27 protein-coding genes are annotated in these 25,735 nt (G+C 56.3%); 14 read left to right on the top strand and 13 right to left on the bottom strand.

Translation table 11 applies throughout. From position 1 onward, the window contains the following. A partial coding sequence (locus tag ACNS88_RS16730; RefSeq protein ID WP_435100214.1) for an IS110 family transposase occupies positions 1–482 on the bottom strand: 482 nt, incomplete at its 3' end. Between the two features lie 328 nt (positions 483–810). Next, positions 811–2,979, bottom strand: a complete 2,169-nt coding sequence (locus ACNS88_RS16725) for a hypothetical protein (RefSeq protein ID WP_435100211.1) — start codon at positions 2,977–2,979, stop codon at positions 811–813. A gap of 140 nt (positions 2,980–3,119) precedes the next feature. Here ACNS88_RS16725 and ACNS88_RS16720 point away from each other — a divergent pair, with 140 nt between their 5' ends. From ACNS88_RS16720 to ACNS88_RS16710, 3 genes are read left to right on the top strand one after another with little or no spacing between them, the layout of a single operon-like run. Next, positions 3,120–4,553, top strand: a complete 1,434-nt coding sequence (locus ACNS88_RS16720; protein ID WP_435100208.1) for a DUF58 domain-containing protein — start codon at positions 3,120–3,122, stop codon at positions 4,551–4,553. Then, positions 4,550–5,053, top strand: coding sequence for a DUF8163 family membrane protein (locus ACNS88_RS16715; RefSeq protein ID WP_435100205.1), 504 nt, complete (start codon positions 4,550–4,552; stop codon positions 5,051–5,053). Before ACNS88_RS16720 ends, ACNS88_RS16715 begins: the two co-directional genes overlap by 4 nt. Further along, positions 5,050–5,976: a DUF7982 domain-containing protein gene (locus tag ACNS88_RS16710; RefSeq protein WP_435100202.1), complete on the top strand. Its 927-nt coding sequence runs from the start codon at positions 5,050–5,052 to the stop codon at positions 5,974–5,976. The genes ACNS88_RS16715 and ACNS88_RS16710 overlap by 4 nt, the downstream gene beginning before the upstream one ends. On the opposite strand, the gene ACNS88_RS16705 is transcribed toward ACNS88_RS16710, so the two are convergent. The 7 genes from ACNS88_RS16705 to ACNS88_RS16675 form a co-directional block, all read right to left on the bottom strand. Next, positions 5,973–6,953: an AAA family ATPase gene (locus ACNS88_RS16705; protein WP_435100199.1), complete on the bottom strand. Its 981-nt coding sequence runs from the start codon at positions 6,951–6,953 to the stop codon at positions 5,973–5,975. The genes ACNS88_RS16710 and ACNS88_RS16705 overlap by 4 nt on opposite strands. Next, positions 6,946–7,998: a DUF4350 domain-containing protein gene (locus ACNS88_RS16700; RefSeq protein WP_435100196.1), complete on the bottom strand. Its 1,053-nt coding sequence runs from the start codon at positions 7,996–7,998 to the stop codon at positions 6,946–6,948. Before ACNS88_RS16700 ends, ACNS88_RS16705 begins: the two co-directional genes overlap by 8 nt. A 65-nt stretch (positions 7,999–8,063) precedes the next feature. Next, a complete protein-coding gene (locus tag ACNS88_RS16695; RefSeq protein ID WP_435100193.1) occupies positions 8,064–8,339 on the bottom strand; it encodes a DUF8044 family membrane protein in 276 nt (91 codons plus the stop codon). A 78-nt stretch (positions 8,340–8,417) separates the two neighbouring features. After that, entirely contained in the window at positions 8,418–9,650 is a 1,233-nt protein-coding gene (locus tag ACNS88_RS16690) for an ABC transporter permease (protein WP_435100190.1), read from the bottom strand. Continuing rightward, a complete protein-coding gene (locus ACNS88_RS16685) occupies positions 9,647–10,789 on the bottom strand; it encodes an FtsX-like permease family protein (RefSeq protein WP_435100187.1) in 1,143 nt (380 codons plus the stop codon). The genes ACNS88_RS16690 and ACNS88_RS16685 overlap by 4 nt, the downstream gene beginning before the upstream one ends. 86 nt (positions 10,790–10,875) lie before the next feature. Next, complete coding sequence (locus tag ACNS88_RS16680) at positions 10,876–11,580, bottom strand: ABC transporter ATP-binding protein (protein WP_435100185.1); 705 nt, start codon at positions 11,578–11,580, stop codon at positions 10,876–10,878. A gap of 78 nt (positions 11,581–11,658) precedes the next feature. Further along, positions 11,659–13,755, bottom strand: a complete 2,097-nt coding sequence (locus tag ACNS88_RS16675; protein ID WP_435100183.1) for a PGF-pre-PGF domain-containing protein — start codon at positions 13,753–13,755, stop codon at positions 11,659–11,661. 264 nt (positions 13,756–14,019) lie between these two features. On the opposite strand from ACNS88_RS16675, the gene ACNS88_RS16670 reads away from it, so the two are divergent. Then, a complete protein-coding gene (locus ACNS88_RS16670) occupies positions 14,020–15,156 on the top strand; it encodes a hypothetical protein (protein ID WP_435100181.1) in 1,137 nt (378 codons plus the stop codon). 218 nt (positions 15,157–15,374) lie between these two features. On the opposite strand, the gene ACNS88_RS16665 is transcribed toward ACNS88_RS16670, so the two are convergent. Then, positions 15,375–16,310 (bottom strand): NAD-dependent epimerase/dehydratase family protein, encoded by a 936-nt coding sequence (locus tag ACNS88_RS16665; protein WP_435100180.1) that lies wholly within the window; start codon positions 16,308–16,310, stop codon positions 15,375–15,377. Positions 16,311–16,453: 143 nt separating this feature from the next. Between ACNS88_RS16665 and ACNS88_RS16660 the strand changes: the two genes are divergently transcribed. Further along, positions 16,454–17,005: a metal-dependent hydrolase gene (locus ACNS88_RS16660; protein WP_435100179.1), complete on the top strand. Its 552-nt coding sequence runs from the start codon at positions 16,454–16,456 to the stop codon at positions 17,003–17,005. 283 nt (positions 17,006–17,288) lie between these two features. Further along, complete coding sequence (locus ACNS88_RS16655) at positions 17,289–17,513, top strand: hypothetical protein (RefSeq protein ID WP_435100176.1); 225 nt, start codon at positions 17,289–17,291, stop codon at positions 17,511–17,513. Between the two features lie 148 nt (positions 17,514–17,661). Here ACNS88_RS16655 and ACNS88_RS16650 read toward each other — a convergent pair whose 3' ends face one another. Then, on the bottom strand, positions 17,662–18,105 hold the full coding sequence (locus ACNS88_RS16650) for an NUDIX hydrolase (protein WP_435100173.1): 444 nt from the start codon (positions 18,103–18,105) through the stop codon (positions 17,662–17,664). 180 nt (positions 18,106–18,285) lie between these two features. Between ACNS88_RS16650 and ACNS88_RS16645 the strand changes: the two genes are divergently transcribed. From ACNS88_RS16645 to ACNS88_RS16625, 5 genes are all read left to right on the top strand, one after another. After that, positions 18,286–19,257: a phosphoadenosine phosphosulfate reductase family protein gene (locus ACNS88_RS16645; protein WP_435100217.1), complete on the top strand. Its 972-nt coding sequence runs from the start codon at positions 18,286–18,288 to the stop codon at positions 19,255–19,257. Between the two features lie 105 nt (positions 19,258–19,362). Further along, complete coding sequence (locus ACNS88_RS16640; RefSeq protein WP_435100170.1) at positions 19,363–19,767, top strand: TRAM domain-containing protein; 405 nt, start codon at positions 19,363–19,365, stop codon at positions 19,765–19,767. 122 nt (positions 19,768–19,889) lie between these two features. Beyond that, complete coding sequence (locus tag ACNS88_RS16635) at positions 19,890–20,123, top strand: hypothetical protein (protein WP_435100167.1); 234 nt, start codon at positions 19,890–19,892, stop codon at positions 20,121–20,123. Positions 20,124–20,466: 343 nt separating this feature from the next. Further along, a complete protein-coding gene (locus ACNS88_RS16630; RefSeq protein ID WP_435100164.1) occupies positions 20,467–21,237 on the top strand; it encodes a hypothetical protein in 771 nt (256 codons plus the stop codon). Continuing rightward, complete coding sequence (locus tag ACNS88_RS16625; protein ID WP_435100161.1) at positions 21,234–21,800, top strand: PH domain-containing protein; 567 nt, start codon at positions 21,234–21,236, stop codon at positions 21,798–21,800. The genes ACNS88_RS16630 and ACNS88_RS16625 overlap by 4 nt, the downstream gene beginning before the upstream one ends. Before the next feature lie 337 nt (positions 21,801–22,137). On the opposite strand, the gene ACNS88_RS16620 is transcribed toward ACNS88_RS16625, so the two are convergent. Continuing rightward, positions 22,138–22,548: a DUF7504 family protein gene (locus ACNS88_RS16620; RefSeq protein ID WP_435100158.1), complete on the bottom strand. Its 411-nt coding sequence runs from the start codon at positions 22,546–22,548 to the stop codon at positions 22,138–22,140. Then, positions 22,545–23,501 (bottom strand): hypothetical protein, encoded by a 957-nt coding sequence (locus ACNS88_RS16615; RefSeq protein WP_435100155.1) that lies wholly within the window; start codon positions 23,499–23,501, stop codon positions 22,545–22,547. Before ACNS88_RS16615 ends, ACNS88_RS16620 begins: the two co-directional genes overlap by 4 nt. Before the next feature lie 94 nt (positions 23,502–23,595). Between ACNS88_RS16615 and ACNS88_RS16610 the strand changes: the two genes are divergently transcribed. The 3 genes from ACNS88_RS16610 (at position 23,596) to ACNS88_RS16600 (ending at position 25,548) form a co-directional block, all read left to right on the top strand. Continuing rightward, on the top strand, positions 23,596–24,588 hold the full coding sequence (locus tag ACNS88_RS16610; protein ID WP_435100152.1) for a hypothetical protein: 993 nt from the start codon (positions 23,596–23,598) through the stop codon (positions 24,586–24,588). A gap of 149 nt (positions 24,589–24,737) precedes the next feature. Continuing rightward, positions 24,738–25,016, top strand: coding sequence for a transposase (locus ACNS88_RS16605; RefSeq protein WP_435100220.1), 279 nt, complete (start codon positions 24,738–24,740; stop codon positions 25,014–25,016). Further along, the gene (locus tag ACNS88_RS16600; RefSeq protein ID WP_435100149.1) at positions 24,976–25,548 is read left to right on the top strand and encodes a transposase; all 573 of its coding nucleotides are present in this window, start codon (positions 24,976–24,978) and stop codon (positions 25,546–25,548) included. The genes ACNS88_RS16605 and ACNS88_RS16600 overlap by 41 nt, the downstream gene beginning before the upstream one ends. Positions 25,549–25,735: the final 187 nt, after the last annotated feature.

The following is a 25,735-nucleotide window of genomic DNA, read 5'->3' as shown; positions in this document are numbered from 1 at the left end:
CGCAGGGACTCTCGTCCCGTCACGGTCAGTGGTTTCACGTCTTCAGTGATGCCGTGATCGGAGAGGAGTCCATGGACTTTGTTGGCGTACTTAGTGCGGTTTTCGACCAACGTCTGTCGCCCGCGCACGAGTGCGCGGGCTTCCCTCACTTCCTCGGTTGGAACGTAGCTTTCAGGCACCGAATTCAACCGGAGCATCCGCGCGAGTTCTTTGGCGTCCACGCGGTCGGTTTTCTTGTCGGTGTCTGCGATCTGGTTGATCTTTTTGGGATGAGCGACGGTCACATCCAAGTGCTCCGACAGCGTATCGTGGATGTGGTAGTAGTTGGAGGTCGCCTCAAGCACGGCTTGTGCGCCGGCGTACCGCTGGGCGAGGTCGTCGAGGTTCGCGTTCTCGACGCGAACCTCTTCGACAATCGTCCCAGCCTCATCCATCACTGCCACCTGTGCGTACCGTTTGTGGACGTCGATTCCGAGGTACATGGTTCGTTCACCCGGGACGCCAGTGCGTGAAGCAGAGATTCACCTATTCGGGCTTTCCCGGATGCCGCGCCGCGCGGCATCCGGGCTGTAGCGCCCATGACTCGACTTCTTTCGCACACGGACCAGTCAACAGAACGTGCTCTGTGGCACGAAATCCAGGTCGGTCTCTTGCGCCCCATATCTTGTTTCACGCTCTCCTAGGGTAGCAGCGTTTCCATCGAGTCAACAGAACCGAATATTAGGACTGTCTGGGGCTGTATACCTATTCTGTCCGCATCTCTTGTTTGTCGGTACTTGGGAGAACAGAGGTCGTATCGCTTCAACCCAGCTAATCGCCGGCGGTTGATCGTGAGTCTGCTGGGGCCGACTCGCCTTGGTCGATGACAGCCGCCACCTGTTCGAGTGCCTCTTGAGCTCGCTCAGTCGAAACGGCCGGTTGTGCGAATGTTGCCATCTCGTATGCGGTAATGACTGCTTTTGTCTCTGCAAGCGATTCAATATCGGCGTCCTGACAGCGATTATAAAACTCCCAGTGGGTGGTTGGCTTAGACGTATCCACCTGTGTTTGCAGCGCTGCTCGGAGGCTGCCGTACGCTAGTTGAACGGCAACTGCTGTGTTCTCAGCTGCGAGTGCGGTGGCGGCTTCATCGAGGAGTTGCTGTGATCGTGTTGTCTGCGCCGATGGCTCCCCACTGGGATCTGTCGCCGGACGAGTGTCGTCGGTCGCTGCTGCTGGGTATGTCGACGAAGAAGACGTTAATCTGTCGCGCGGGTCCCATCCGGTTACCTGGGCACCTAGGGTCAGCACAATCCCGAGAAGAAGGAGCCCCACACCGACGCCAGCCAGCTGTTGAAGTGACACTCTGGAGCTATCAGTTGAAGATGTCTGTGACGCCGTTGGTAGGTCTAGTATCGCCGTGGCCTCGCTCGAAGCCAGGTGTGTCTCGCTCCCGGTAAACGCGACACGAACAGTCGGTGAGTCTGCTCCGTCATCAAATTCAGTCGCTGCAACCGTCGTTTGATAGCTCCCGTCGGCGGCCGTCGTGACTGTCTCAATTTGACGATCTCCAACAAACACACTAAGGGACTGCCCGGCAATAGGGCTGCCATCTGCAAGTGTGAGATTCCCGGTGAGCACCGCCTCTCGGGGGGTAGCTTCAGTATCTTCTGTGACCGTCGCTTCGACCGACACCTGTGTTTCTACGGAGGTAATCTCCGCGGTGGTCGTGATGTTAGATCCGGTGACTGCGGTTCCGGTTAGTGGCACCCGTAACTCAAGAGGTGCTGTGCCGCTAGCGGTTTCTGCGGGGACCGCACCTGTCAGCATCACCTCCCCGTTAGCCTGGGTTTCTCCAGCGCTGATCTGCTGGCCGTTAAGGACCATCACTACCGGGACGCCTGCAACTGTCGCGTTGTCACCGAGCGTCACTGTCCCTGCAACCTGAATTGGGGTTTGGTAGTTACCGGTGATGCTTCCGTTTACGACCGTGAGTGTGGTGGCCGTTTGACCGGTGATCTGGGCCGGTGCTGTCGTGTTAGTGCCAAGATACGGACTGGTGTTTGCTGGCTGGAATGCCACCGGCACGCTTGTGACGTTGGCCGGGAGGAAGACAGGCTGATAAGTAAGCGTGTAGTTCCCCTCAGCATCAGTTTCAATCTCGTAGGAGCGCTCCCCAACCTGTATCGTCACGGCTTCGTTGCTGATTGGCGTGCCGTTTGCCGTGCGAAGCGTCCCCGTTAGTTGAGTTACATTTTGAAACGAGAATTCCGACGGCGTCGCCGTTGCGGTTATATTTGTTGCCGTCAGCTCGGCCTGTGTCGCTGTGTTTGCTGTCTCTGTCGTTTCTAACCGTACTGTTTCAACACCGTTTCGAACAGAATCCAGATCGCTGCCGGTCGTATTCTCAATATTCTCGAGATCCCCATCAAGCTGCACTGCTACTCCGTCGATTTCTTCTGCGAGGCGTGCAAGTTCGCGAGCGAGCTGCCGTGCACGCTGGGTATCCCCCTCAGCGACAGCTTCCTGATACTCCGCGTAAGTGGCATCGAACTCTTCACGCAGCTCGATGAGTTCAGCCGTGTTGTTTTGGACGGTGGCGAATGACTGGGCTGAGTCTTCTTGGCCCGTCTCGCCAGCGACCGTCACATACTGGCTGAGAACCTCATCGTACTCATCACCAACCAGTAATCGCGCTTGGTCGTACTCTGCGGCGCTAATATTCTGTGTACTCCCTCCGAGGAGCGTCCCTAACCGACCCGACAAGTGGGACGCGAGCTGTTCGGGGTCGCCATCTTCACCGACGGTCTCCGGATCTTCGTGTGGGGTCGTTGCATTCTCTCCTGTGAGGTTACCACCGGTGACCGTACTCGTGACATCGATGCCCTGTGGCGAGGCGGGCGGCCCGGCAGCGCCCACACTGCCAGTCATGAAGCCTACCGCAAGCGCCACCACCATCACAAGCATGAGGATAGATGATGGGTGCGGAAGGCGTAACACATGCGTCGTACGGCTGTCGGGACGTAAATACGTGTTGTCAGCTGTCGCGACAAGCCCAACGTACCATGGACGGACGCAGAAACCGCCTCACAACTAGCTGAAGGAAAGGTTCAATTCGCTTGGTAGCTACCGGATTAGTGATGCAGGGTACCCGACTGTTTTGGGCGACGACAGCTATCGGTGTCGTCTTTGGCCTACTTGTAGTCGTTACTACCCAACCTGTTGCGCTAATTAGCGTCGTCGGAATCGGTGCGTGGTTGCTTGCGACCGCTTGGGTCACTGTACACTCGTTTCACGAAACCACCACGCACCTAGATATCGAGTATACGCTCGATCCTGCGACGACACACGTCGACTCACCGACGACGGCGACGCTGCGAGTACATCGACCAGCACAGACTGCCATGGGCACCGTACAGGTCGAACCCACGCTTCCAGCCGGAGTTACCCGTACAACCGACGCCATGACAATCACGCTCGATCCCGGCCAGACCGACGCAACACTGACGATCCCACTGCATGCCGCTGTCGCCGGAAAATTTTCGTTGCCGGCACCGACGGTCACACTCGCTGATTCGCTTGGCCTTTACACCGAGCACGTCGAAGCAGGCCCACAGCCGCAGCTCATTGTGCTTCCACAGATGTCAACGGTCCACGTTGGCAAAGGCGGGCAATCGTACGGAAACGCGTTTGGTGACCACGCTACTGACCAGCCAGGGCCCGGGATTGCCACTCGTGACCTCCGCCAGTATATTCCCGGGGAAGCGGCAATGAATATCGATTGGAAATCAACGGCACGGTTGGGGGAACCATATGTACGAGAGACGGAGGGCGAAACGGATCGACACACGGCGCTGGTAGTTGACCATCGCGCTCACACCGGTGAGAGCACCACCGCGGAGACTCCTCTTGAGTACATTCGTGAGGCAGCCCTTGGGATCAGTGCCAGTGCCGCCGAGCACACGGATCCGCTGAGTCTCTGGACAGTTGGCGATGACGGCCTCACTGAGACGATTGCGGCCGGAAGCACCCCAACAACGCACACGCGAGTGCGCTCGACGCTCCTAACGCTGACTCCGACCACGGCGTCGACGACACACCGATCAGCGCCCGGCCACCGTGTTCAGACGGTTGTCGACCGGTTGGCAGCTGATTGCCCGGCCAAAGAGGTGCTACAGCCGTATGCGACAGCATCAGCCACGTCTGTCGACGCAGTACGTGATGATGCGTTCATCGACGCCGTTCACCGGGCACGGACACGGTTCGGTGCAGGGGTGTGGCTCGTACTGGTAACGACTGATGCTGACCCCGTTCGGCTGCGTGAAAGCGTTCAAATAGCGACCCAGGACGGCCGAGCTGTGCTCGTGTTGATTGTGCCAACTGTGTTCTTCCAACAACCGCATCTCGGGACAATTGACGACACGTACGACGCCTACACCGCGTTTGAGGATCTCCGCCGCGAACTTGATTCTCATCCTCGTGTGACTGCGCTTGAGGTGGCACCAGGCGACCGGTTGCGGACGCTTCTCGCAGACAATCGATCCGATGGTCGGCGCTCGGAGGGCCGTTCATGATCGCTGATGACCACCCGCAGTCACCGCAGACGACAACCCAACAGCAGTGGCGCAGCCGACTCCGACGCGCGGTTCGGCTGGCCGGACTGGTGCTCGTCGTAGCGGCACTCACGCTGCTTGCTGGGTGGACTGGCCTCCTCATCGGTCTGGGTGTTGTTGGGATCGGGGTGGTAGCACCAGCACCTGTCGCCTTCGGGGTTGGCGGTGCCAGCCTGCTTGTTGGCTCAACGGGTGACCCGCTTGTCTACGCGCTGGGCGTGGTCGGCCTCATGGCGGTGCTTGTCGACCCCGCAGTTGGGGCTCCAACCGGCCGCCGCGTGCTGGCAGTGACCGCTGCTGGTGGCATCGTAATTGCTGCTGTCACATTTGGGCTTCTCACTGTCTGGTCGCTTCCAGTCGTGACAGCCGTCGTGTCGGGGACCGTTGCACTCATCATGTATGCTCTCCACCGCTACGAACGCGTGATGCTTGGCCTCGTGTCGGACTCCCCAAACCAATGAGTGCACCATCGACAGACCAGTCGCCGCCGACACAGCTGACCACGGCCGCGAGTGACACTGAAACGGGCTCTCGCGAGGAACTCACTGTACAGCTTGAACTCCTTCGTGAGCGAAACCGCCAACTACGCGAAGAATATCTCCGCTCGCAACAGCAGACCTACCGTCGCTCAGCGATTGCCCTCGTCGTTGTTGGCGTGCTCGGGATTGCTGCTGGGGTGATGTTTCCTGATGCACGGACCGTCCTCCTTGCGCTCGGTGGTACTGGCGTGTTCGGCGGGATCCTTACCTACGCGCTTACGCCAGAACGGTTCATTGCCGCAACCGTGAGTGGGAGCGTATTCGACGCGCTCGCTGCAGATCGTGACGCGATGCGAGATGAGCTCGGATTGGCGGGCACTCCAATCTATATCCCAGCCGACTCTCCGCGGCTGTACGTGTCGGCTGCCGAACTCCCGGAGCCACCCGACCAGCCGCTTCCGTCCACCGAAGAACTCACCCATCTATTCGTGACCGACCCAGATGACAATCTGGGCGTCGCGTTGACACCGACTGGCGGGCCACTCCTCGAAGAGTTTAGACGGTCGCTGACGACGCCGCTGGCGACGACGCCGGCATCGCTTGTCGATCAACTCACCGAGGGACTCGTCGAGAACTTTGAGCTTGCTGATGGGATTGACACAAGCGTGGATGCTACTGGTGGCCGTGTGACTATCGAGTTCACTGGGCTTGCGTACGGCCGCATTGACCGGATCGACCATCCGGTGTCGTCGCTGCTCGCCACTGGTCTTGCCGTCGGGCTTGACACACCTGTGCGGATGACGGTCGACGACACAACCCCGCCGGTGGTCACGTGTCGGTGGGACCCATCAGCGACGTCGACACAGTCCGACGCCGCATCGCCAGACGCCACACCTGAGAGCTAGTCAGCCTGCGAGACGGCTTGTGTGAATTCAGCGTCGCTTCCCGGTGGATTAACCTGTTCGAAGATTGTATCGAGAATCTCGGCGACAGATGTGTCTGCGAGTTCGGCGTCCGTCGTTCGAATGACCCGATGCCGTAACACCGGGCGGCCAAGCGCTTTCACGTCGCCGGGGATGACGTACTCGCGGCCGTGAATCGCCGCTCGGCCTTTGACCGTTGATAAGATGCTGAGTGTGGCGCGCGGTGACGCTCCGTGCTGAATCTCTGGTGTGTTGCGGGTTGCTGCCACGATATCGAGAATATACTCTTTGACGGGGTCTGCGACGTGAACCGCGTTGACTGCGGTTTGTGCGGCTGCGAGTGTCTCCATATCTACAACTGGCTCGACACTTTCAGCAGCGAATGCTGGATCGCGGTCGTAGCGATCGAGTAGTTCGCGTTCATTGTCGTGGTCAGGCAGCTCAACGACGTATTTGAGTTGGAAACGGTCTCGTTGAGCCTCTGGAAGCTCGAATACGCCCTCCATCTCGATTGGGTTCTGTGTGGCGACGACCATGAACGGATCCGGTAGCGCTAGTGTCTCGTCATCAATTGTCACATTACCCTCCTGCATTGCCTCAAGCAGGGCACTCTGTGTCTTTGGAGTGGCTCGATTGATCTCGTCTGCCACCGCGAGGTTCGCAAACACCGGTCCCTGTTTGAGTTCAAATTCACCGGTTTTTTGCCGGTAGACGTTGGTTCCCATCACGTCTGCCGGCACCATATCTGGTGTCATCTGGATCCGGCTGTAGGTCAACCCGAGCGTCGTCGCAAACGTGTTGGCGATAGTCGTTTTTGCAACCCCGGGAACACCTTCAAGCAGGACGTGGCCGCCTGTCAATAGCGAGATAGTCAATCCCTCTAAGACGTCTTCGTTGCCGACAACAACCTTCCCAGCCTCATTTCGAATTGCCTCAAACAGCGTGGCCGGACTACTCATTGTCAGTAGGTGTTGGCTCCTCCGCTATAATGTCTGCTACAATCCGCTCCAAGCGATCATCATCCCACCCCGGATACTCTGCCCGCAGATACGCGAGGAGGTCGGCTTCTGTAGGGGTCGGTTGCTGGGGTTCGTCTGTCGTACTGGTGGTCGACTCAGCATTTATGATTGGTATAGCCGCAGCCAGTCGGCTTCGAACTCGTGCTAGGCTGGCCGGGCGGGCTACTATCTCCCACCCGAGTGCGACGCTAATCGTGCCGACGAGCACCTGTAGCAACGGTGTGTCTCGAAGTACAAGCAACGCTACTGAAACTGGTGGTTGACTACCGCTTCGTGAGTAATCAAAAATGACTCGTTCGTGTGCCTGTGCGAGCGCGGTGGCAAACGCCGTGTTCCCCTCTCGGTCGAGCATGGCGTTGATGAAGATACTCGGATCACTCACTGCAATAACCTGCCCGTCACCTACAGACTCAACCGTCACAACCGGATAGCGTGCCAGCTCCTCGTCACCAGTAAGATCCCCCGATCGATCGGTGTCACGATACGCAAACGCCGAGGTTCGCACGAGCGTCTCAGCGTTGTTCGGAACCACTGCGGTTCCGTAATTTAGGGTCACGTCACTCACCCCTGTCGTATACGGATGGTCAGACACTGGCTGGGCAATCGGCAAAGCCGGTGATCGATAGTAGTTCTGCTCATCACGGAGCAACGCGCCGTCAAATCGCGCCGTTGCTCCTACGCTCGCTAAGAGCGTATTTCCGTACGGAGGGTCGTCTGTGGTCGGTCCAAAGTTATCAGCGACGAGCAGTGTCCCGCCATCTTCGACGAATTGGCGCATGGGAGCTGCATCTGCGGTGTTGTATGGGGTCGTTGGCGCAAGCACAACAGCCAGCGTCTGATCTGGCTGGTCTGTAGTGTATGCCTCCCCATCAAGTGTAACGGTCGTGCCACTGTGTGTGGCCGCGGTATCACGGAGGTTTGCGGTACCATCCCACGCCGGATTGTACGCTCCGAAGGCTGCGCCGGATGTGCTCGCGGCGATCACGACCGCACACAACAGAGTGGCCGTAAGTGCATATAAGAGAAGACGAGGGAGCGGTGGCCGCCGCATTAGATTAGCCCCGGTGGTAAGATGGCTAATATGCGTCGGATCACGATTACGCCGAAGCCAAGCAATCCAAGTCCAATAATCGGTAGTAAGCGGCGTCGCCAGCGCGGCGTCACATTGAATGGTGCCGTGAGCTCAACAACGACAAGAAAGCCGATCAGCGACAGCACAAACACGAGCTCGAGAGAGAGCGAACCAAGCACTGCAAGCAGCGTGATCGCTCCCAGCATCCACGCGAGCTGCGCGTAAATGAACCGCTGCCGTCGCCGGGTACTCATTCAGTTCAGTGGTTGGTGTGAAGGGTAATATTCTCTGGCATCCCGACTGTTTAGAATGAATTGAGCGTCCACTGCGGTTCACCGGACCAGTTGGGTCGCCGATGTCACCCGCGTCACTCGCCATGCACCGGTGATTCCGCCAAGCAGTGCAAAGCCGAACGCGACCCCAGCACCGGCGAGGTACGCGTACTGTGGCACCTGCACAAGCCCCTCAAACCCGGTAACGGTGAGCGCGATCTGGTCAAGTAGCATCGCCAGCAGTGGTGTCGCACCGACTCCCAGCAGATACCCGATCGTGGCGATTGTCAGCGCTTGGACGACTGCCACGCCCACAACACTTCGTCTGGTCGCTCCAACAGCCCGTAGGACTGCCAACGGCTGTCGTTGTACGTAAATAAGCGATAACAATAGATTCAACGAGAGGATGCCGCCGGCAACGATTCCGAGAACGACGAGACTCGCTCCTGCGGCGAGCACGACGGCTTGCCGTTCAAGCAGCGAGACAAGCTGTTCTTGGTTTGTCCGGAATGTGTAGCCGGGGTGTTGTGCGGCAAGCTCATCCCGCACCACCTCCCGGTCCGCGCTAGCTGCTGTTTGAATCGTGATTAGCGTCGCACTATCATCGTACGCGTTGCCAGTGAGCGTCTGGAGTTCGCTCAACCGGGTGGTTACCGTCCCGGTGCCGAGGAAGTTCTCATACGTTGGGGATATCCCAACCACCTCAAACTCATTCTCGCGCGCGCTCGCGACCGTCCCGCCAAGATAGACCGTATCACCCACCTCTAGGTCGAACTCGGCAGCCATCGACGGCGAGATGATTGCTTGGTGGGTCATGTTCCCCTCGTATGTCCCACCAGCGTAGTGGGTGTCTGGGCCAGTGAACCCCTCACCTTCCTCGATAGCAACTGAGGGGCCGCCACCTGGCGCGCCACTGCCAAGTGTTGTGGCAAACTCCTCGCCGTCGGTACTCACATATACTACTTGAAATGCCATTGGGACCGCTGTCTCAACGTCCTCGTGGGCGCTGATATTCTCCGCTAGTGGGTGAGCGTTCGGGATCGGGTTCTGGAAGCCGCCGACTGATCCGGGTGCAATCTCGATCGGCCCGCCAGTTACCCATAGATCTCGACCTGACTGATCAAACATCTCGTTACCAGTGGTGACCACGCCAGCCCCAACCCCAGTGAGCAGCGTGACCGACAATACGGCGAGGGCCACGCCGATCACCGCAAGTACGGTCCGCATCCGGTCAGAGCGGAGTTGGCGGAGTGCAATCCATACCACACCGGCGGCCGCTCGCAGCCGGCTCATCGGGTGAGCTCCTCCAGTGTGTTCGTGCGGCTCGTCAGATACAATGGGTACGGGGCTGCGCACACGCCTACGGCGACTGCAGCGGCGAGCGCATACCCGATCAACGCCGGCGTAATCGTGGCCAACGAGGGAATACCGATCGCTGAGGCCGCACCAGCGTTGACCCCCACTGTTGCGAGCACACCGAGACCGACACCGAGGATGCCGCCAAGGACAGCCACTGTCACCGTCTCTGAAACTACGACCAAGGCTCGAGCGCGTCCCGAAAACCCTACAGCACTGAGCACTGCCAGCTCGCGGCGTCCGGCTGTCAGCTCAAGCCCCATCATCGTTGCGACGAACGCCACCCCAATGCCACCCGCCACGAGCGTCGCCGCCAGCGCCATTGCAAGAGGCAGATTTGTCGGTGTTGCGTTGACGCCACCGATTCCTGCGCGCGACACCACATCGGTCTGCGGGTAGATCCCTGCGAGCTCTGCCTCCACAGTTGGGTCGGTGGTACTCACGAGAATCTGGTCAGCCTGATCGGCGCGGTCAAGCCCGGTGAGCGACTGTAACTCCGCGAGCGGCATCGCAATTGCTGGCACCTCGCCAACACCAGCCGTCATCTCGCGATCATTAATCTCTGTGAGCGTCAACGATCGGTCGCCGTTGCTGACGGTGACCGTGTCGCCCGATGTGAGTGATAACCGCTCGGCGACGCTCGGCGCAGCCACGAACTGCCCTGACCACTCCCCGTCGTAGCTGCCGTCAGCGTAATAGCTGTACGCGGCATCTAACGAGCTGATCTCCATGTCTGCGACACGCCGCTGCTCTTCGGTTGGAATCACGCCGACCGCAATGACATACTCCTGCTCGCCGGTCGCTGGGTTTCGCAATTGGAGCGGCTGTAACACCACGGGCGACGCATAATCGATGCGGTCATCACGCCTGAGTTCAGCGGTCACGTCGTGGACTTGGCTGAGGCGGGCTCCTTCTGCCTCAAGGGGTACACTGCCGGTACCCGCCTCGTCCGGTACGATCCAATAGTCGATGTCTTCGCTTTCAACAGTCGTACTGTTCGCTAAGCCGAGTGAGATGCCGGTGACAACAACCAACAGCGCGACGGCGACGGCAACCCCAAGAATACAGACCGTCATGCGACCTGGGGCAGCGCCACGAAGCCGGCCCACCACTCGGCGCACACCAAGCCCGATCACTCCAACGAGTTGGGTCAGTCGTGACATTATTGGCGCACTCCATCTAGCAAGTTAATCACTCGATCTGACCGCTCAAGGGTGTACTCGTCGTGGGAAGCCACGACGACTGCACGGTCATCACTAATATCGGTGAGGAGATCGAGTACTTGCTCACCGGTCTCCCGATCTAATTCACCGGTGGGCTCATCCGCAATGACGACCGCCGGGTCGGCTGCCAGCGCCCGCGCTATGGCCACACGTTGCTGTTCACCGCCACTCAGCGCACCCGGTCGGTGACTCTCACGGTCGGCAAGCCCAACGGCCTCAAGCAGTTTGTTCGCCCGCTCGCGGCGGTTTTGCCGTTTTATTCCTGCTTGGACAAGTGGGAGTGCCACGTTTTCGCGGGCCGTCAGTGCTGGGAGCAGGTGGAACCGTTGAAACACCATACCAATGTTGTCGCGGCGAAATCGGGTCTGCTTGCGCCCCCCAAGCGATGCAATATCCGTTCCCCGGATAGTAATTGCGCCAGCGGTTGGGGTATCAAGCCCCGCAAGCAAGTGTAACAGCGTGGATTTCCCGCTGCCGCTGGGCCCTGCGATCCCAACCACCTCGCCTGCGCTAACAGATAGTGATACGGCATCCAGCGCCATCACCGTGGGCCCGCCAGCACCAACCATCCCTCCATCATCCGTATACTCTCGCGTAACCTCAGAACACACAACTGCAGGTGTAGTCTCGGAGGGCACCGTCATTGATCCGGAGTAAACAACGACCCAATAAAAACCCGTCCGTCGGACTATGCTACAGCAATACGTCTACGGTCATCACGATCACTGTTGTGATTGATACACTCCGATGCCGACAGCGATTATCACGGCGAGCACCAGTAGGACTACGAGAATCCCGACCGGGGGGCCATCCCCACCACTCTCATCACTACCGTCACCATCTGTACCGTCACTGCCGTCACCGTCTGTGCCGTCACTGCCGTCACCGTCTGTACCGTCACTGCCGTCGGTGCCATCACTACCACCATCCGTGCCGTCGGTCCCGTCATCGATCGCAGCCGTCGTGATAGCGAACGTAGAGAAGCCGGGGACAGTGGCTGTGAATTCGTCACCACCCTCATAGGTTGTCTCGAAAGATTCCCACTCGCCGCTCGCCTCGTTGTAACGGTTCAGTTGGACACTCTCGGGTGAACGATCAAGCTCATCAAGCCGTTCTTGATCGACGGTGAATTCCCACTCGACGCTGTTATAGTCGTCATCAGTGAGATTGCCTGCATCAATATCGACATACGAGATCGGCTCGCCAGCGCTTGGTGCTGGCACGTTTTCTGGCGGCTGGTCGCTCGCGTCCACGTCAATATTGAATTCACTACGGTTCTGGGCAAGGTTCACCGTGAAATTCCGAACTGTCGCGCCGTTGCTCGCCACGTTGCGGCCGACACCGATCCGAGTCGACGTATTTCCCTGAACATTCCGTACCGACACAGAGGCGCCGCGCTCACGCGGGGTGACCGTCACATTCGGTTGGCCGTCAGTTGGCGGTGTGACATCCTCTACGTCGTCATCATCGTCATCGTCGTCACGGTCACGTCTATTATTCCGATTATTATTGTCATCATCGCTAGAGGATGATTCAATTTCAAGTGTGGCCGTGGAGGTTGCAACCCCTTCAACAGTTCCATTTTCTGCCACGTGGATGACCCGATAGGTGCCTTCAGACCAGTTGCCGTACGTCTGGACCGTTATCTCCGGATCTGTACCGGCGTTCGGCTTCACGACGCCCGACGCGTCCAACTCTGTCGTTCCAATCGTCTCGCGGTTAATGTTCACGTTCGTTTCGTCCGACAGCTGATCGACGATGTCGGCGAGCGCGACGGTGCCAGTCATGGTCCGTTGTGAGACGCTTGTCCCGAAGACCGTCCCAGAGCTGGTCATCTCACCAACGCCATTGACGCTTGCAATTGAGTGTTCGAGGACGATATCTTCGGTTGCCAGGCTACTGCTAATATCTTCATCAAGTCGGATGGTCGTATTCTCTTTGTCATCGAGGAACGCGTCTTCGTCGTAGACGACGACCGAATGCGTGATATCGCCAGTCAAGTCCGTACTCGGGTCCAGATTAATATCGTCACCGGGCTCAACGTTGTTGAGAGAGCCAATCTCTGACGCGCTATCTTGGACCATCACAGCCTCTACACCCATGAGCGTCGCTTCACCCGGGAGCGTAAGCAAATCGTCCGAATCTGTAGCAAATCCAGTTCCATCCTGGGGACGTGGCAGTGCTACCATCACGACATATGGACCAGCTGTGTCAGGCTGAAGATCGTAAGTGAGTTCACCTCCATCGAGTGTGGTGTTTTCGACAGTGAATGTCACATTTCGATCAGCTGCCTCGGTGCGAAGCTTTGAGAGATTCCCATCAAGCGCCGGTGAAACCACGTCGTTCAACTGATCGGCGCTTGCAACGTCTGCAGTATCTTTGTTCTCATCAAATGATGCAACAATGACCTGCGCATCACGGTCCCCGAAATTATCTGTATTGGCACCACTAACGCTCCTAAATTCGACTGGGATCGTTCCGTCTTTCTCGAAGATTGCGGTCTCTGGACGGTTTGCTGACGTCTCCTCTGAAACACCACTTCGATTGTCCTTGAATGAGAGGTGGTGGTTTTTTATGACCGTCTTAGCGCTCTCTGCGGTTGTATCCGCACGAAGCGGTAAGAACGATCGCTCCCAGACAATGAGATCATCAGACACATTGGTGAACTGGTCGTCGCCTTCCTCAATAAAATTGGCCTCAACAGTGCTCCCGGACAGTGCCGAGTTGTTAGTCGTCACAGCACCGGCAGACCCGACAATTGTGAGCGGCCATCCAATCATCAATAATATAACAAGTATGGCTATTGGTCGCGTGCGCATTATCTAGTAATAAATGTGGCCCGAATTAAAACTTGTCATAAATAAGACGGTCATGGAAGGACATGCTTAACCTAGTTTGAGTGGATTAAAGGCCTACTAACACCTCAATTTACGTGAAGTCTGCGGTACTTCGCTTTGGGTTCGCTCTCAAATTAGAAATTGCTGTCTAACTGAATCTATACAGACTGAATCTCGGTGTGAGTGGTTGAGCGTTGTGGCTCCGGACACCAATATTAATATATGTTTCAGTAGAAATTACACACCATGCCCACTTGTGGAACCCGCTTCAAACGGTGCCTTCTCCTCTGTCTTCTCGCCGCAATGGTTCTCCTTGCCGGTGGGGTTATCGCCGGGAGTGCAGACTCACATGTCACGCTCACCGTGGACGATTCGGCACCAACCCCGGCTGAAACGGTTGAGTTCGAAGGAGAAAACTATGAGATTGACGCAATCACAGTTCGAGATCCGGGCAACGAATTCACTGCCGAAGTCACACTCCCTGATGAAGAGTTCACCACTGTGGACTTCCTTTTATATAATTCTGACCGGCAGATTGAGGCCTCAAAAGGAGTCAGCCGCCCCGATACAACGGAAACAGTAACCTTTGAGACGGACTCGTACGCGCCTGGCACGTACATGCTGAACGTTGAACTTGAGGGCGCAACTGAACAGATGCAGCCCATTGTTATCGCCGGCTATGACGTTGCTGTCAATCATCCCGTGGAGTCCTCCCGTGACGAGAACGTTGACATCACTGCGGAGGTGACGCCAACCGAACTCTCGTCACCCCCAGCAGCGGTTGAGGTTGTCGTCTGGAATGAGTCGCACTCTCAGACATTCGAGATGAGCCAAAGTGATGATGAGACTTACACAACCAGTATCGCGCTCGAACAGTTCGAGGCTGGCGAGTATACAGTCAATGTCGCAGCACTCGGGGACGAGACATTCCGTGGACAGCAAGAAATGCTCGCCCTTGAGGGTTCATCGCTTACCATCAAGGAAACAACCAGTAGTGACGGTACAGACAGTTCCGGCTCAGACGCCGGTGACGGGACAGATTCGGACGATGTAACGAGTGATGGACCAAATGACACTGACGACTCAACGGATGATGATGGGTCATCTAGTAATGATACATCCTCAGAGTCGGACGATTCATTGAGTGACGATAGCTCCTCGTCGGAGACAGACAACACGACTGATGATGACACCGATAGCTCGGCGACCAACGGGTCAGATGGATCTGGGACGTCAGACACCGATGGCTCAGACGATGACGTGATCGCGCCGAACGAAGATCCCGCTGGTGAGGACACTGACGACCAAACGTCGTTGTTTGCCGTTCAGGGAATGTTCTTGCTCGTCATCGTTATCGCCAGTATCCGCCGCCTCAGAAATTAGCAGCGGGAGGTCGATTTCCACGCGTAATCGTCTTGCTTAGACACAGTAGTGCAGATCATCCACTACGGTTCTATGTGAACGACCCTACATGAGAACTGATCGGCGCTGTATCCTCTCTCTGCTTGCACCTTTCTTTCGGTCGGTGCTTGTGGAGGAACGGAGCTTAGCACCTATTTTTGGGTGACAAAACCGAATTATAGAGGTTGGTCTCGCAGGGCTCAGTCAACAATCTCATCGATCAAGTCGCGAGCACCCTGCCGAACAGCCTCATCACTCGACATTGTGGGATCCCACCCCAGGTCGGCCAGTTTCTCGATCGACAGTCGCATCTTCGGTACGTCACCCGTCCAGCCACGATCGCCACCAGTATAGGTGTACTCGGAAGTCACGCCGAGTTCATCGCTCACAATATCGGCGATCTGCGTCACCGACGTGGTCGTTTTCGTGCCAAGGTTGTAGATATTGAGGTCATTGTCCGCATGCTCGACGACGTACTGCATGGCCGCAACACATTCGGAGACGTGCATATACGACTTCTCTTGACGACCATCACCGAGGATCGTTAATTCGCTCGGGTTGGCATCAAGCTTCTCGATAAAATCAGGGACGACGTTGCCACGCTGGTACGGCCCGACGATGTTTGCGAACCGGAACACCCACGCAGTAAGATCGTAGGAGTGTGCATACGTGGAAATGAGACCTTCATCGGCGAGCTTCGAGGAGCCATAGATCGAGATCGGCTCGAGAGGGCCGTAGTCTTCCGGGGTCGGGCGAGGGGCCTCACCGTAGACTGTCGAAGAGGAGGTGAATGCAACGTTGTCGACGCCGACCTCGCGCATGCGTTCGAGGACGTTGTATGTCATCTCGGTGTTTTCTTCGAACAACCGCCGATCGTCATCGAAGTTGGTGTCGGTGTACGCAGCGAGATGGAAGACGATGTTGATATCAGGCGTAATGACCTCTGAAACGGCGTCGCTGTCGGTGAGATCGGACTTGACGAACTCAGCACCACCGGGGACGCGGTCGCGGTCTCCCTTCGAGAGGTCGTCGACGACGCGAACGGTTCCACCCGCATTGAGGATACGATCTGCGAGATGGCTCCCAACAAGTCCTGCCCCGCCCGTAATCAGCGCGTGTGTCTCGGCCAGCTTCATACTGCATAGTCGCAAACAGATTGGAAGTAGGTTTGGATACCTTTCGTTAATTTGACCGCACTCGCCATTGTGACGATCTCGATCGGGTTTTGATCAAACGATGTATCAACACGTTGATGCCGCCGTATCGGAGAGTACCGCATATGCTTCCGTGGGGCCACGCTGCTGTCGGGTATCTCTGCTACTCGGTGGCTGTTCACCTCCGCTACCGTAGTTCCCCTACGGGACCTGCGGTACTCGCACTCGCAATCGGGACCCAACTCCCGGACCTGATCGACAAACCGCTCGCGTGGACGTTCAGCCTACTTCCCTCAGGTCGGAGCCTTGGGCACTCACTGCTCATGGCTCTCCTGATCGGTGTCATCGTGTGGCATCTCGCACAGCGGTATGATCGACAGCTAGAGGCCAGCGCGTTCCTGCTTGGTCACATCATGCATATTGTTGCGGATATCACCCCTGCTATCATCGCGCGCGACTGGGAGCCATTGGGAGCGTTACTCTGGCCGCTGATTCCTGCCTATCAGTATCCTGGAGAGATGGAGCAAAGCATCCTCGGCTTCTTTCTTGAACTCCGGCTCGCAGAGCTGCCGTTGATCGGGAGCGTTCTCACTGTGCTTGCGATAACCGCATGGATATACGACGGTCGGCCTGGCATAGCAACGATCGTGGCTGCTGTGATGCGATCCCGGTCTTGAGCGAACAATTCGCGTGAGTGCCAGGATGACGACTAGTGCCTTCGCCTAGAGGTGAGATTCCTGCTACTCTCGTAGTGGTGCTCAGTAGGCTGCGTATACACTTCTCAATAGGCCGTGTATACTTTTGAGATATTCCGATAGACAAGACGGGTATGACTAGGGAGTATTGCAACGGGTCAGCCGCTCAATCACCCTTGGTGTCCGCTCGGGCGTCTGGTCAAGTTCCTACCGACCGACGAAACCCGTCGGTTCTCCTGTCTCTCCCCCCGCAGCGGCCAACCCAATGACACTAACCCGACTTGTCGCCATCTGTGTTTTGAGTGCAGCGCTCGCCTCGCTGAGCGTGCTGTGGGCCCTGTTTGGTGCGATGTGGGTTCGTGGTGAGACCTCAATCATCCTTGAGACCAATCAGTTTGGTGAGTTCCTTCCAGAGTTGGCGCTCCTCACGCTAGCGATGGTGTTTTTGCCGGTGTTATTGTATGAACTCGATCAACTCGTCAGTAGCTGAAATGCGGTATCACAGCCAAGTCGACGCAACAGCTGTGAAGACTGTACAGCCTACAGCCAGTTTGGTGTCGACAAATTATACCATGGAAGCAACTAGTCCTTTCTAGGGAGCGACCCTTGGCAGCTGTGAGTGCGTAAGGTGGTGCCGTTCACTTAGGAGATGGCGATGAGCGATCAGCTGCCTCCGACTGAACCGGCACAGAGCCAGTTGCTGCATGAATCGCCGCGATCTGCGGCTCACTTAGCAAGTTGTCTATAGCTGAACGTGTAGTCCACTGCGCGTCACTGTGCTCATTGCTGAGAGTCGGCTTCTCCTGCGGGGCGTAACAACGGTAGTGGACGGCGAATCGATCTTGATTGTCGGTGTTAACCCATGAGTTTGCCGCTACAATGTCATCGATCTCTACGGGCAGCCCTGTTTCCTCCGTCAGCTCGCGTTTTAGTCCCTGCATAGGATCCTCATCTGGGCCGAGCCGTCCCCCGGGTAATTCCCATTCGGTGTCTGTCGATCGCTGGAGAATGAGGAGTCGCCCACGAGGCTCAACAACGATACCGCGGACGCTGACCGTCGCTTGGAGGTGTTCATCAGCCATTGCCAAATGTGATTCTCTACTGACTATAAATGTAAGGGACACGGCTATCCACAGCTATCAGTTATGTATATAACACATCATATAGGCAGCCTCTTCGTCCTGAACACGGAGCTTTCTCGTTACGCGTTCAGAATGTCGAAAGCGAAACCGGTTTTTATTGGCATCAGAATGTCTAGCCACATGTCTAGTGGGTTCCCGGCACGTGTTGATGTAGATTATACTGACGGTGAAGACGAGGACCCGGCTGACTATCCCTCGTTACAGCACAAAATTGAGAAAGCGATCGAGGTAACAAAGACCGGACTTGCGGAGTATGAGAACCCGGCCGTGATGTGGACCGGTGGGAAAGACTCGACGCTCACGCTGTACTTCATCAACCAGGTCGCTGAGGAGTACGGCTACGAGAAGCCGACAGCTGTCTTCATTGACCACTATCAGCACTTCGATGAGATCATCGACTTTGTCGAGCACTGGGCCGACGAGTGGGATATCGACGTTGTGTTTGCCCGTAACGATGATGTCGGCGCATACGTCGACGACCAGAGCCTCGATCCTGGCGACGACATCCCGGTATCGGCGCTCTCAGAGCACAACCAGCATCATGTGCGCGATATCCTCGAGTTCGAGGAGGACACGTTCCCGTTCCTGTTGGACACGTACGTTGGGAACCACCTGCTGAAGACGGTCGCGTTGAACGATGCACTCGAGGAGTACGGGATCGACGGCGTGATCTCAGGCGTGCGGTGGGACGAACAGGAAGCCCGTGCCGACGAGACGTTCTTCTCGCCGCGCCACGACCCAGATCTCTTCCCGCCCCATGATCGCATTCAGCCCGTTCTCCAGTTCGACGAAGCGGACGTATGGGACGTGTTCTGGAACTACGTGGTGCCCGACACAGTCGCGGCGTTCCCCGACGAAGGGTACGTACCCGAGACAGCTGATGACCTCCCGGAGGACATTACCCAAGCAGACGTCCCGATCTCGCCGAAGTACTTCGCCGGGTTCCGCTCGCTCGGCAGCGAAGTGAGCACGGAGAAGACGACTGAAGAACCGGCATGGCAACAGGATCTCGAAGAAACGACCGAACGGGCGGGCCGTGCACAAGACAAAGAGGACCTGATGGAGCGGCTGCGCGATCTCGGATACATGTAACACGCGGGACTGGCATTCGTCGAAGCCTCAGCGGTCGGTGTGCAGCACTTCGAAATGACAAAATACTATTCTAAAATAATATGTTTCCACGGTTTCCGACTACAGATGAACATTTCCGACGAACTTCACACCTTGTATACCGCACAACTCACCGAATCGGATGGTAGCTATCAGATCGAGGTGCCGCGAAGACAAATCGAGACGGGCGAGCTCACCGTTGGAGACACTTACCGGGTTGCGCTTATCTCGCAAGACGACACAGCGACCGCACCAACTGAAACAACTGTCGAGTCTACTCCAGGCACTGAGGTAGAGCCGCCCGTAGCAGAGGGTGAAACCCGAGAAGTCGAGATTGAGAATCTCGGTGAACAAGGCGATGGCATCGCAAAAATCGATCGTGGCTACGTCGTGATCGTCCCGGAGACAAATATTGGTGAGCAGGTTATCGTTGAGATGAAGACAGTTCGAGACAATGTCGCGTTTGCTGACGTGATTGAACGCAATTTGTAGCTCGCGGACCAACGACCACGGGAGATACTTCAGCGATCGTCACGCGACCATTGTGATGTTGACACACAATCTAAAATCTCTATGCAAAACTATATTCTACACAAATATCTAGCTGCAATGCCATGAGTTCCGGCATCTGCCTCGCAGATGACTGTCCAGAGCAATATCGTGACGTCATCGATATCGTGGACGCTGAGGAAACGACGATTGTAGATACTGGTTTGACTGGCAAGCTTGAGCAAGAAGATCTCGACATGTTCCTCGATAACGTATTTGTCGCTGATCACGAGGTTGATCCCGGCCTTATCCATCTCGTTGAGATTGTGGACACACTGCTTGAGAAAAGCGACAGTTGAGCTCTGTTTAGTTGGTCTTGTCTGTGCGTATCGGGCTCTCTAGCCTCGATGCGTAACGATGAATCATCCTCGGTGTAGCTATCCACGCTTGCGCAGACAGTGGTGGAAAGCTAGTCGCCGCAGGTATCAACAATCATGTCCGCGAGCACATCCCCGGTAACTCGACCACTTGGACCGTCGCATTCGAGACGGGCTTGCCACACTGGTTAGTGACAACCCCTGAGACCGCTAGGTGGTAGTTCGTAGACCGAACTCACAGAGCACAGTTTCGACCGGAGTCGGTTCTTTGATATAAGCGGACTGGAAGTTACTATTGATGAGAAGATATCTGCCGGCATGGTTGATGCTGATCATGCGGGCGTTCATGAGTCCGGGTGCGTATATCGGGGAGCAGTCCTCGATGTACGAACGTGATCTCCGGTTCCGGGCTTGGAAGGCAGTCCGACTGATCGGGCTCTATGTCCTCGGGATTGTGTTGTACTCGCTTCCGTTAACGTACGCGGGCGTCGGTGCGTCAGCGACACGGAGCGATCCGTATCCAGTTGTGGTCGATGCGGCGACCACGCTCGGCTGGGAACCGGGTGAACTCTGGACGTTTCTTATCGCGTTCGCAGAGAACTCCGTGTTTCTGATCGTCGGTTCCGTACTGGTCTTTGTCGTCATGCACGCCGCCGTCATCCTGTTACGCACGTCGAACGGACCGTTACAAACGGTACACACAGTCGTGTACGTAACTGGAGTGTACCTCGCAGCAATCTACAGCGTCGTCTGGACGCTGTCGATCGTCGACAGCGTCGAAGTAGCCGACCAGATCGTCTTAGGCGTGCAATCGCTGTTCGTCGACTGGGTTGTCGGACTGACTGGCGCTGATCTTGAACTGCTGGGTGGAACGACGACGATCCCGAATGCGACGGCGTTGACACCGATGGGTCGCCTGTTGTTGGTGGGACTCATGGTGTCTGTTCTCTATTTCCTCTACTCAATCTACATGGGCGTCCGAATCAACCATAACGGATCACGGAGCGCGGCACTCGGCGCTGTTACGTTCGTGATTGTCTCGCCTGCACTATACGTCCTCGGATCAGTTCTATTCACTATCGTAACAAACTCATGAGCTCACAACCCGCCACACACGACGACGTGGATGCACAGCCTGCTGACAGTCCTGATGAGTCCACTGACGAGGAATCGCCGCCTGACAGTGGAGAAACCGTTACACATACGTCACAGCCGACGCTGAAGCCGGCGCTGTTGGCACTCAGCGTTGTGGCTGGAGTGTGGTTCGCTGTAGTTGGCCTACTCCTTTCGAACCCAGCGATGATTCTGACAGCAGAGCTTACTGCAGTAGTCGAAATTGTAGTTCATCTAGTCTTCGTATTTATCGCGCTTCGCCTATTTGTTCGTCTCTACATCCTGAGCCGCATGTCATACACGGTTCGTGATGGTCGGATCATTCGTGAGTACGCGCTACTGTACCGGTATCGACGGCGTGAGATCCCGATCCAGCATGTTCGTGGGGTCGAAGTCAGCCGGGATCCGGTTGAGTCGCTGCTCGGGTACGGGACAGTCTCAGTGTTGAGTGGCGGCGTCGATCAGGGGCTGGGATTCCTCGAATTCGAAAACGTCCCGCACCCTGATGCAGTGGCAAAGGCCATCGATAACACCCTCGAAAAGTAAGGGTCGACATCTGTGGAGACTAGACTACCGTGTTTCTCATCTGTGAGGCTCCGTTGTAGTTCTCTGTCGGAGATACATTCAAATCTGATACGGGTCAATACAGGGGATTCACGTACTCGTATGCTGATTGAACTGCTCAACAAGTGTTAAGAATGCTGTGCGAGATACGGAGAGAGTATGCAGCAAGGCCGTTGTATCTGATTTTGAAGATTTTTATAGGGTTGTTATAGCTCATTTCCCGCCGATCACGGCAGTGGTGAGAATCGTCTGCTACAGACATTCTCTACAGAAATACAATTACATTTCTTTCTGAACATTTCAACAGAGCTGGACGTTCTCAAAAAGACACCCATTCTGTCGGATTGGGCTTTTGGATTCGGAACTCTTGATCCCTCTCATCTGTTCGACGCGTTTCGATGACAGCTTCAAACAGCGATACCAACTGTTCAATGATTGTTTCATCGTGAGCGTGTGGGTCAATCGTTACAACGACAGGCCACCCTGCTCTCCGTGATTTCTGAATGAGAGTGTTTACAAAATTGAAGACATCAGAAGCCTCGGCATACACTAACAACAGAGATACAGTCGTAACTCCTACTGAAAGATTGCTGCTTTCGTTTTCAATAAGCATGCTGGTGAATTTTGTTCTGACCGAGTCAAGATCACTCGGATGTTGCGCGTACTTCGTCCTGCTTGTATCTCTCGCAGAGTGATCTATAGATAGGCATGTTGACGTTACTGCATTCACGGAACCTGAATCTCGATAGCACGGCCGTATATTGGGAGATAAATGTGGTACGGTCTCTGCTCGCTCGCTTCATGGATCTCGATAGTCCAGTTGTACGCTCCCGCGTCCACGTCGAGAGCGGACAGGTCGAATTCGAAGACACCTTCATCTGGCCGTTGGTTGGCTGAGACGTGTGACCGCTCGATTCTGAGTGTGGCTTCAACGTCCTCAGAGACTAGTCCATGCCGGGTCAAAAAGCAGGTTGACTCGGTTTGGGCGAGTCGCCACTGATAACCCATTCCCAACACTCGACTTCCCGTACGCCCACGGGAGGTCCCGTCTACGACGAGTTCGACGGCATACTCCCCGAACGTCGCCTCATAAAACATGTCAGTGTCACCGGTCCATTCGCCGGCGAACATCGTAGCAGTTTCTTCACGGGTCCGGTCGAAAAACTGCGGTTCAACCTTGGTGACCGACCCCTCTCCTCCCAGAGAAATACGGATTCGCGTGGCTTCGATACCATCGAACTCGTCGCCAACCACGAAGCTAGCGGTCGTGTCACGAGCAACATCATCAAACCGGATCTCGACGTCAGCATCTGCGTCGATTTTGAAGGCCTCACTACTGGTCGGCTCGATCGAGAACTGCGAGGAATTATAGTACGTGTCTGCAGGACCAGTTGTACCGCCGCCACCACTGGAGCCACGTGAATATGCGACGCCGTCCGGCAACTCGTCGGTTCCCCAGTCGAGATCGAGCGTTCCATCGGTTGCTGGCTCGCTCACAAAAGCAATCGCATCCGATCGCGAATCATACGCGTTGGACTCGCCGGGTGGTGGCCCGCCGCCATCCGGATTGTCGCGTTCTTCCTCGCTCCCACCGGTTGTGTCGGAAGGAGTATTATTCTGCATTCGGAGACAACCTGCCAGTCCGAATACGCCGGTGAGTGCCACTGCCTGTCGTCGTCTCATTCTCAATACAAGATTATTCGAGAAAGATGAACGTTTCGTCACTTTCCCAGTGGCGGTCGAATCTGTTAACTCGCTAATGGTCATTCGCTTGCTTATGCAGCGACGACGATTCATCGCGGGGGCGGCGCTTGCGACGGCCGGTTGTCTCGAATTTGAGGAGACGGCGTCGTCTGAGACAGCCACTGATGAGACTGAGGCGACCCCGAATGAGACAACCACTGACGACGATACTGGTGGAGAACCATCCGATCAAGAGAGTAACGTTGAAATCTACGAGCGGGGCGAAGCGATTGACAGAGCTGCACACTTTGCTGTCACGGACGCGCCAGCAATCGTCGACCCGAGCGGCATGGAGCCAGCTGGGATCGAATTTGCGACGAGTGCGGCAGGAAGTAGTACTGGCAGCGAGGCTGGCGGGCAGTACTACACAACGGAATCACTCGTCGTCACACCGACCACGGATGAGCGGCTCTCCTTTGGGGGATCAACAGGAAACGCCGTGCGCGTCACTGATGCGGTTGTTGACGCGTCCGCGACGTTCACACCAGACTCCACAGATACCGAAATCGATGCTGGACGGTTCGACGTGAACGTCGATGGGGACGGAACCCTCCTCGCAGAAGGAATTGAACTTCGTGACACCGATCAGGAGGAACCACTCAGTCTGCTCGAAGGAGAATGGTCAGGCGATGAGGACCTGTTCCGGCACTACCCGTTCGGAACGTACAGTGTCGAATTGATCAAAGATGGAGATACTGTCGCACATACCGGCGAACAGATCGCAGCGAGCGGGTACGCATGGCTCAGTGCACAGAGTGCGTCGTCGTTGTTCGTCACTCGTCACAACATGGTTTCAGAAGAGTGGCACGTCGAACTGAACGTTGGACGCCCCCCGGATGAGGTGGGGAGTATTGCAGCGATCCATCACCCGGACGACCACGTGTTTGAATTTGATCTCAATACGATCGACGCTGACCCCGGCACGTACCCGTGGGAGGTAACGATCCGTGACTCAGAAATTGCACCCGAATTAGCCCGATATCTCTCGCTCAGATCCTCCCCGAATGAGCCGATACAACTCAGGTGACTCCGCCTGCAGCGTTAGAGACTCACTCCGCACGCTTCGTAGCCTTCCACGACGCAATGGTTATGGAAGTTACAAAGCTAAAACCCGCCCTTCACAGTAGTTGCCGAACCGAGCTGAGACTCTTCACGCTGGGCTGCGTTGGTTGACTGATGGTCCAGACAGGTGAGGCGAAACAGGTCTGTCGTGCTGTGTCGACGCTCCTGTTTCCGGAGCTGGAACTCGGTGTCAAACCGTGCGGTGAGTACATGAGAGAGGATTTCTGCGGAATCCTCTCTCGTATCGCTTTTGAGCAGGAGTTCGCAAATACGGGCGGGAAAACGCTCCAGCTCGACCGTGGCGAGCAAGTGGACGTGACGTCCACTGCTCGGAATCCCCCTCGCCAAATCGTTGCTCTACCACTTGCGAAACCTCTCGACGGATGCCATTGACGAGCAATTCGATGGCGTTCGAGATCGATTGTTCGAAGTCCTCCGATCACAGCGACGACTTCCCTCATTCGTCGATGTTGCCATCGATCTCCATGAGTGGCGATTCTACGGATCTTCTGACACTGACCACGTAATTACGACGTATCCTGCTCTGGGAACGAATAGAGCGTTTTGCTTCGCAACGCTGTGTATCGTTGCGCCACACACTCGATTTACGCTGGACGTGATACCGATGGACGCGAACGGCTTTCGCGCCAAACGCGAAGCCGTTCGCTCCTTGCTCGAAACGGCTCAACAGTACGTCTCAATTCGACACGTGTACCTCGACCGTGGATTCTATCAAGTTCACGTTGTTTCAGAGTTAGAGCGGCTCGATATCGATTATATCGTGCGTGCGCGTCCGAGTAGTGGAATGAAAAGCCGTCTCAGCGCCGGCGCTGAGACGGTTGCTGATGAGTATACGATGCAGCGAAAGCGCAAACCAACGGCGTCGGTAGATGTCACAGTCTTCGCGGCATCCGTCTTTAGCTAAGCGAAGAACCGCGTGACAGCAGCGGCTTATCGAGGCTACTTTTCGGAAGGAATGAGGAGGTGTCGAGTGTGCACAACGAGACCTCCTCATCGAGAATCTTGCGTCGTCTCACTACACTGTTTCCCTCTGAGTTCCTTGAAGAGCACGCCGAGGAACTCGGCGTGGTCGAACGGGAGGGGAAGCTTCA

The organism is Halorubrum shenae (assembly GCF_051194165.1).
Taxonomy (GTDB): domain Archaea; phylum Halobacteriota; class Halobacteria; order Halobacteriales; family Haloferacaceae; genus Halorubrum.
This window is presented reverse-complemented; position numbering and strand designations above follow the sequence as displayed.

Bases quoted from the DNA above. Each gene is read 5' to 3' on its own strand.
- ACNS88_RS16720 (WP_435100208.1), top strand. From the start codon at position 3,120: ATGCAGGGTACCCGACTGTTTTGGGCGACGACAGCTATCGGTGTCGTC.
- ACNS88_RS16675 (WP_435100183.1), bottom strand. From the start codon at position 13,755: ATGCGCACGCGACCAATAGCCATACTTGTTATATTATTGATGATTGGA.
- ACNS88_RS16695 (WP_435100193.1), bottom strand. From the start codon at position 8,339: ATGAGTACCCGGCGACGGCAGCGGTTCATTTACGCGCAGCTCGCGTGG.
- ACNS88_RS16630 (WP_435100164.1), top strand. From the start codon at position 20,467: ATGCTGATCATGCGGGCGTTCATGAGTCCGGGTGCGTATATCGGGGAG.
- ACNS88_RS16625 (WP_435100161.1), top strand. From the start codon at position 21,234: ATGAGCTCACAACCCGCCACACACGACGACGTGGATGCACAGCCTGCT.
- ACNS88_RS16690 (WP_435100190.1), bottom strand. From the start codon at position 9,650: ATGAGCCGGCTGCGAGCGGCCGCCGGTGTGGTATGGATTGCACTCCGC.
- ACNS88_RS16605 (WP_435100220.1), top strand. From the start codon at position 24,738: ATGGTCCAGACAGGTGAGGCGAAACAGGTCTGTCGTGCTGTGTCGACG.
- ACNS88_RS16705 (WP_435100199.1), bottom strand. From the start codon at position 6,953: ATGAGTAGTCCGGCCACGCTGTTTGAGGCAATTCGAAATGAGGCTGGG.
- ACNS88_RS16710 (WP_435100202.1), top strand. From the start codon at position 5,050: ATGAGTGCACCATCGACAGACCAGTCGCCGCCGACACAGCTGACCACG.
- ACNS88_RS16650 (WP_435100173.1), bottom strand. From the start codon at position 18,105: ATGGCTGATGAACACCTCCAAGCGACGGTCAGCGTCCGCGGTATCGTT.
- ACNS88_RS16615 (WP_435100155.1), bottom strand. From the start codon at position 23,501: ATGAGACGACGACAGGCAGTGGCACTCACCGGCGTATTCGGACTGGCA.
- ACNS88_RS16665 (WP_435100180.1), bottom strand. From the start codon at position 16,310: ATGAAGCTGGCCGAGACACACGCGCTGATTACGGGCGGGGCAGGACTT.
- ACNS88_RS16635 (WP_435100167.1), top strand. From the start codon at position 19,890: ATGAGTTCCGGCATCTGCCTCGCAGATGACTGTCCAGAGCAATATCGT.
- ACNS88_RS16660 (WP_435100179.1), top strand. From the start codon at position 16,454: ATGCTTCCGTGGGGCCACGCTGCTGTCGGGTATCTCTGCTACTCGGTG.
- ACNS88_RS16645 (WP_435100217.1), top strand. From the start codon at position 18,286: ATGTCTAGTGGGTTCCCGGCACGTGTTGATGTAGATTATACTGACGGT.
- ACNS88_RS16670 (WP_435100181.1), top strand. From the start codon at position 14,020: ATGCCCACTTGTGGAACCCGCTTCAAACGGTGCCTTCTCCTCTGTCTT.
- ACNS88_RS16680 (WP_435100185.1), bottom strand. From the start codon at position 11,580: ATGACGGTGCCCTCCGAGACTACACCTGCAGTTGTGTGTTCTGAGGTT.
- ACNS88_RS16655 (WP_435100176.1), top strand. From the start codon at position 17,289: ATGACACTAACCCGACTTGTCGCCATCTGTGTTTTGAGTGCAGCGCTC.
- ACNS88_RS16640 (WP_435100170.1), top strand. From the start codon at position 19,363: ATGAACATTTCCGACGAACTTCACACCTTGTATACCGCACAACTCACC.
- ACNS88_RS16685 (WP_435100187.1), bottom strand. From the start codon at position 10,789: ATGACGGTCTGTATTCTTGGGGTTGCCGTCGCCGTCGCGCTGTTGGTT.
- ACNS88_RS16610 (WP_435100152.1), top strand. From the start codon at position 23,596: ATGCAGCGACGACGATTCATCGCGGGGGCGGCGCTTGCGACGGCCGGT.
- ACNS88_RS16715 (WP_435100205.1), top strand. From the start codon at position 4,550: ATGATCGCTGATGACCACCCGCAGTCACCGCAGACGACAACCCAACAG.